Origin of the sequence: Psychrobacter sp. FME6 (assembly GCF_014861365.1) — a bacterium.
GTDB lineage: Bacteria > Pseudomonadota > Gammaproteobacteria > Pseudomonadales > Moraxellaceae > Psychrobacter.
Map to the genome: position 1 here is coordinate 1 of NZ_RRYW01000124.1, position 6,664 is coordinate 6,664.

3 protein-coding genes and 1 pseudogene are annotated in these 6,664 nt (G+C 44.9%); 1 reads left to right on the forward strand and 3 read right to left on the reverse strand.

Going from position 1 to position 6,664, the window contains the following annotated elements; all coding sequences use genetic code 11:
- Positions 1–255 precede the first annotated feature (255 nt).
- Positions 256–4,299 (reverse strand): phosphoribosylformylglycinamidine synthase, encoded by a 4,044-nt coding sequence (purL, locus tag EI162_RS12830; protein WP_192524715.1) that lies wholly within the window; start codon positions 4,297–4,299, stop codon positions 256–258.
- A gap of 578 nt (positions 4,300–4,877) precedes the next feature.
- Between purL and EI162_RS12835 the strand changes: the two genes are divergently transcribed.
- On the forward strand, positions 4,878–5,372 hold the full coding sequence (locus EI162_RS12835; protein ID WP_192524716.1) for a pyridoxamine 5'-phosphate oxidase family protein: 495 nt from the start codon (positions 4,878–4,880) through the stop codon (positions 5,370–5,372).
- 117 nt (positions 5,373–5,489) lie between these two features.
- Here EI162_RS12835 and pgsA read toward each other — a convergent pair whose 3' ends face one another.
- Complete coding sequence (gene pgsA, locus EI162_RS12840; protein WP_192524717.1) at positions 5,490–6,170, reverse strand: CDP-diacylglycerol--glycerol-3-phosphate 3-phosphatidyltransferase; 681 nt, start codon at positions 6,168–6,170, stop codon at positions 5,490–5,492.
- A 354-nt stretch (positions 6,171–6,524) separates the two neighbouring features.
- Positions 6,525–6,664 (reverse strand): annotated as a pseudogene (locus EI162_RS12845) (IS982 family transposase); the annotation flags it as partial.

Consider the following 6,664-nt stretch of genomic DNA (forward strand, 5'->3'; position numbering starts at 1 on the left):
CATTACCCCCATTTGGATTATTCTTTAGGGGTGACAACTATCCTGCCATAGGGGGGTAGCTCCACTACTTCTCAAAAACCCAAGCCACAAACACAAAAAAGGTGAGCTTTGAGCCCACCTTTTCATTTTAAAAAACAGCTATCTAAAACTATAAGCAATTGCTAGAGGTTTGAGTAGCGAGGAAAACATGCGCAAGCACTACATATCGTAGGCTCAGCAGATTTGACGACGCTAATCAAGCATCTAGTTTTGCGACTAACGTAACCAAGCACGGGCGTTACGGAACATACGCATCCACGCACCGTCCTCGTCCCACTCTTCTGGCTTCCAACTGTGGTTATACGCACTAAGATTACGCTCAGGGTGCGGCATCATAAGGGTGACGCGACCATCAGTGCTACACAGTCCAGTGACACCACCGACCGAACCATTTGGATTGAGCGGATACGTCTCGGTTGGATGACCTTGGCTATCCACATAACGCATGGCGAGTTGACCGTGTTTTTCCATACCGTCGATTTCAGTCGCATTAAGCGTGGCATAGCCTTCACCGTGAGCAACAGCGATTGGTAAGATGCTGTCTTGCATACCTTTAAACAAGATAGACTTGGTACGCTCGACTTTGATGTTGACCGTACGCGCTTCAAAGCGAGCTGACTTATTGGCGATAAAGCGTGGGAAGTTTTCCGCGCCTGGGATGAGGTCTTTTAACTGCGCCATCATCTGACAGCCGTTACAGACGCCTAAGCTAAAGGTATCAGGGCGAGCGAAGAAGCGTACAAACTGCATGCGTAATTCGTCATGGAACAAGATAGAGTTCGCCCAGCCAGAGCCTGCGCCCAGTACGTCACCGTAGCTAAAGCCACCACACGCGACCAGACCATCAAAGTCACGTAGATTGATACGACCACTGAGTAAATCACTCATATGGACGTCGACCGCTTCAAAGCCAGCTTGGGTAAAGCCTGCTGCCATTTCGGTCTGACCGTTGACGCCTTGCTCACGGAGGATAGCGACTCTTGGTTTGCTGTTATCAGAGTCAGCACGGCTTTTTAGATATGGTTCTTCGACTTTTTGGTTAAGATCAAAGTTTGGCGCAGCGATAAGCCCTTGATGGCTAGCGTCGCTAATCAGGTCATACTCTTGCTGGACACACTCAGGGTTATCACGACGACGGGCGATTTGATAGCTGACCTGACTCCATTCTTGCTGCAACTCGCTACGGCTAAATCGTAAGGTTTTATTAATACCATCGTCACCCATATGCAGCGGCGTTTGGATGATTAAGCTATCTTCCTCAGTGCTTTGACCGACGAGGCTGAGCATATCGCTAACGTTAAACTCTTCTGCCATTTGCATTAAAGCGGCGACATTTTCTGGTAATACTTGGATGACCGCACCCAATTCTTCACTGAATAATTGACCGAGTAAGTTCTTATCATTCAATGACAGCTTGATACCTTGGCGGCTAGTGAATTGCATCTCAGCGATAGTGGCTAATAAACCACCATCACCGATATCGTGATAAGCGCTGATAACGTTTTGCGCATTGCCCGCTTGGATAAAGTTAAAGAAGTCGACCAAATCACTTGGTTTATCTAGATCTGGGCACTCGTTACCCAGTTGGCTTGCCGTTTGCGCAAGGATTGAACCGCCGAGGCGCAGTTTGCCTTTGGATAAGTCAATACGGTAGAACGCGCTGTCACCGTTAATGAGTTCAGGCGTTAGCGTTTTTGCAACGTCAACGACTGGCGCAAAAGCGGTAATCACGAGACTCATTGGCGAAACGACTGATTTATCTTGGCTACCGTTCTCGTCTGTCCAGTTGGCGCGCATCGATAGCGAGTCTTTACCGACTGGGATTGCGATACCAAGCGCTGGACATAATTCTTCACCAACGGTATAGACCGCATCAAACAAGGCGGCGTCTTCGGTATCATCGCCACACGCTGCCATCCAGTTTGCTGACATGGTGATATCTGATAGCTGAGTAATACACGCGCCTGCGATATTGGTAATCGCTTCACCAACTGCCAAGCGTGCAGAAGCTTTTGGGCTGATAAGCGCAACAGGTGTGCGTTCGCCAACACTCATCGCTTCACCGCTCATTGGCTGACCATCTAGCGCAATCAATCCTGAAGCAGTTACTGCACAATCGGCAACGGGCACTTGATAGCGACCAACATATTGATCACGCACCACCATACCAGTGATAGAGCGATCGCCAATGCTGATCAAGAATGATTTACTAGCAACGGTTGGATGACGTAAGACATCTTTGATAGAGTCAGCTAAATTAAAGTCATTGAGCTCTAGCGGAGGTAGCTCATTCTCTTGACGATTAAAACTACGCTGCATTTGCGGCGTACCACCAAGCAATACTTGCATTGGCATATTAACTGGCTGATCAGAGAGTAAGTCATCATTAACAACGAGCTGACGTACTTCCGTAGCTTCGCCTAAGATGGCATACGGGCAGCGCTCACGGGCACAAATCGCATCGAACTGGTCTTTGCTTTCAGGGCGAATCGCTAACACATAACGCTCTTGCGCCTCATTTGACCAGATAGCCATTGGCGACATACCAGCTTCTAACGACGGGATTTTACGTAGATTTAGTATGGCGCCCATTTCATGGTCATTGACCAATTCTGGCATCGCATTCGATAGACCGCCTGCACCGACGTCATGGAGAGAAACAATTGGGTTGCCATCTTTACTGTTGTTGCTTACGTCAATATCGTTGCCAGCAAGTGCCCAGCAGCGATCCATCACTTCTTGACAGCGACGCTCCATCTCAGCGTTATCACGCTGAACTGAGGCAAAGTCTAAGCCTTCATCGAGTGAACCACTATCGACCGATGATGCCGCGCCACCACCCAAGCCAATTTGCATCGCAGGGCCACCCAAGACGATTAATAGATCACCTTGCTGAATAGAATTTTTTTCAATGAGGTTGCGTTTGATATTGCCGTAACCACCGGCAAGCATGATTGGCTTATGATAGCCGCGCATTTGGCTGCCGTCTTTTGCCGCTGACGTATCTAACTGGAAGCTACGGAAATAACCGCATAAATTTGGACGACCAAATTCGTTTGAGAAGTTGGCACTACCTAGTGGCGCTTCCGTCATAATCTCAAGGCTGGTTGCCATACGATCAGGCGTACCATAATCCTGCGTGCTTAATTGACCTGATTGCTCCCATTTTTCAGCAAGCTCTGGAATATGCAAGTGCGATACGTGAAAACCCGTTAGACCGGCTTTTGGCTTACCACCGCGACCTGTTGCCCCTTCATCGCGAATCTCACCGCCCGCGCCCGTCGCTGCACCCGCATAAGGGGCAATCGCGGTTGGATGGTTATGCGTTTCGACTTTCATTAAGATATCGATTTCTTCTTGATGGAAATCGTAAGGATGCGCAGAATTGGCATCCATCGCGTCGGTTGGTATAGGATAAAAACGCATGCCGTTAGAGCCAGCCATCACCGCAGCGTTGTCTTTATAGGCAGATAAGATGCCTTGCGGATTGGCTTTATAAGTATTTTTAATCATTTGGAACAGTGATTTAGGTTGTACTGCGCCATCTACTGTCCACTCAGCATTGAAGATTTTATGACGGCAATGCTCTGAGTTGGCTTGCGCGAACATCATCAGCTCAACGTCGGTTGGATTACGCTTTAGCTCGTTGACATAGGCATTCATTAAATAATCAATATCTTCGCTCGATAGCGCAAAACCAAATTCTTTATTGGCTGACTCTAACGCGGTGCGCCCTTGTTCAATCACATCAATATGATTGAGCGATGCTGGCTGCTCATCGTCGAACAAATGATTAACAGCTGCCAAGTCATAAACCAAGCTTTGGGTCATACGGTCAAACAATAATTGCTCAGCGTCTACTGGCAGTTTTTCGCTCAGCTGACCTTTACTAACGTCGCCATCTGCTTTTCCATCAACGGTCAGCGTATAAACAATCACCCGCTCAACACGCTTAATCGCAATTTCACAGTTATTAAAAATATCGGTCGCTTTACTTGCCCATGGCGAAATCGTGCCAAAGCGTGGTCCTACGATCACTTGTATTTGATTGTCTTGCGGGGCTGCAAGGTCAATACCTTCATTAATCCCAAACAAATCCAGCGCTTTTTTATGCTCAGTACCGCTTAGTTCACGCGATAGCACATAAACTTGCTGACTATTGATTTGGCTGACGTTTAGCGCGGTTTTTTGCTGAAACTGACTGATGAGTTGTTGCGTCTGAAAATCGGTAAGAAACGGTTGTCCGGCGATGGTCATCATAAAGGCATAATCCGTAAGATCAAGGCATCTCTGCCATGCTAAGTAAATGGTCCGCGTATTATAACAAGAAGCCCTGTAATAAGCAGTTCTAAACCAAGATAAATTACTGTTACCTACACTCAAACTGCCATAAAACGATTATCATAAAAAAATGGTTATTACTTTTACGACACGAAGATTGCATGGCAGAAACTTTCCGATATTGGCGTCACAATTTTTACTTAAAAGGAGCACTCCTTACAAACCGTCACATCGCATTACTGGCAACCTATATAAATAGTCTATCAGTCATCGGTATTCTAGATAACAGTTATTAACGAGCCAAGTGTTTACTCATTTGAGCTAAAGATTCAATAAGTTAAAGCAATCAAAATTAAAAATAATCAAAATATAGCCGATCCACTATAAAAAATACAGTGCTACTGGGATAAATTTTGCGTAGCCTCTGTCTGCGCAGGCACAGCAAGCAAGAAAAGTTTGTCCCAGTAACACGTGATAATATTTGTACTTATTTTATTTAGGACTGACTATATAATTAGCAAAAACCCAATTACTATAATGAAAAAAGGATAATCACTATGAGTAGACAGGACCATATCGATAAAGTTCAGGAGTTGGTAAAAGACGTTAAATTTGCCATGATGACCACCCGTACCCACGAAGACCATCTGCATGCTTGCCCGATGACCACTAGCGAAACCAGTATTGGCGCCAAAGAGATTTGGTTTATCGGTGATAAGACCACAGAAACCGTCAAAGATATCGAAAAAAACCCACAGGTGAACTTGGCTTATGTCAGCCAAGACTCGAAAGATTATGTGTCCATTAATGGCAAGGCTGAATTGGTTGACGATCAAGAGAAGCTCGATGAGCTATGGTCGCCAGTTTATAATGCCTTTTATGAGCAAGGCAAAGAAGATCCAAATGTGCAGTTGATTAAAGTCGTACCGAATGGTGCCGAATACTGGCTCAGCGGTAGCTCAGTGGTAAATATGTTTAAGATGACCACTGCTGCGGTGATGGATGGTAAAAAAGCAGCAAACCTCGGTGAAAATAACTCTGTAACGCTATAAATTATTTTTAAGCTAAACACTAAAGAAGCATAAGCTATAAGATCACAAACGAAAACGCCAGTGGCTGATGCGACTGGCGTTTTTTATTGACTGAGTTTTAATCTTAAAAAGCTGTCATTAACCACTTTGTTTTAAATAAGGCCAAGCAGCTCTTAGATAAATCATCATTGACCATAGCGTTAAAATTACCGCTGCAACCATGAGTACATAGCCAATCATCTCTAACGATTCCCAGTTTAATAGTAGCACGGTAATCGCTACCATCTGAAACGTGGTTTTAAGCTTGCCCACATAAGAGACCGCGACACTGGTGCTTTTGCCCAATTCAGCCATCCATTCACGCAGTGCTGATACGGCAATTTCACGTGAAATAATCACAATGGCAGCAATCGCCATGATGATATTAGGATGCCATTGCACCAATATAATCAGCGCTGCGGCGACCATCAATTTGTCAGCGACGGGGTCCAAGAAGCGCCCAAAGGCTGATACCACATTAAGCTTACGAGCAAAATAGCCATCGAGCCAATCGGTAATGGCGGCAAGGATAAACACGCCCGTCAATAATAAATGGCGTAATAAGCTGTCGCTAAACTCACTCATACCGACCCGCGCAATCACATTATCTGAGATGGCAGGCATACCAATCCCCATGGCAGGTGGCCAATAGGCAATCGCCACAAATAGCGGAATCATCAAGATACGCGCAATAGTCAGATTGTTGGGCAAGTTAAAAATACTCTTGTCACTTTGCGTACTTGATGGCTCCTGCGTATGCAAATGCGTACTCTCAGTCATGGCAAACCCAGTTTAATATAGTCACAATAATGGCAGATAGCTTAGCATTTTTCAGGCAAGCCGTCATGCCATCTCTTTGGTTATCCAGTTATCTCTATTTATTTCAAATTATAGTCGTGTGAAGCCATAGACAAACCCAACGTCACCCTACCCCTTCTTTAAACGTAATGTCATGTAACCAAAACAGCTAAAGACTCACTGATTGGGTTATGATAACAACTTAAATAAAACAGTTGTACACTTAAATATGTAAGTAAATATATATCGCTATTGAATTGGCCATTACCACCCTAATCTTAATAACTAGCCCTATAAAATAATGATAAATAAAAACTTATAATAACAACCCCACTCTCAACTTGAAATAAGCAAATCAAACTGAAGTGGCGGGTTACCAAGTTTTTTGTTGAGTACAAAGCATAGATTATGTGACAAAATTTTACGAATCAATCGATGAGACAAATGCCATAAATCTCTTGCTCGTACCCTTTGTA